This window comes from Psychromonas aquatilis (assembly GCF_038155185.1).
In the GTDB taxonomy this organism is placed as follows: Bacteria; Pseudomonadota; Gammaproteobacteria; order Enterobacterales; family Psychromonadaceae; genus Psychromonas; species Psychromonas aquatilis.
The window spans coordinates 1-267 of the sequence record NZ_JBAKAZ010000195.1 but is presented as its reverse complement, the minus strand read 5'-3'; the positions used below and the strand labels follow the sequence as shown (position 1 = coordinate 267).

At 37.8% G+C, this 267-nt stretch carries 1 pseudogene; it reads right to left on the bottom strand.

Annotation, left to right across the window (positions count from 1 at the left end):
- Positions 1–267: pseudogene (locus V6256_RS15320) on the bottom strand (RNA-binding transcriptional accessory protein); the annotation flags it as partial.

The following is a 267-nucleotide window of genomic DNA, read 5'->3' as shown; positions in this document are numbered from 1 at the left end:
TTATCGTTATTATAAGGATCTCGCTCTATTTTTAGTCGTAAATACCCTTCCGACTTACCTCGTAACATAGCAAGTAATCGATGTGCCGGAAGTCGCGTTAATCGAGCAGAAAAATCGAAATAATCTTTAATCTTAGTCGCTTCACTCACTTTGGTTTTGATAACCCGAGATGTTATTGTAGCTTGCTCGTGTAGATGCTTCTTTAATAATCCGATAAATGAGACTTCTTGACTGAATTTTTCTACTTGAATAGCCACGGCATCGGTT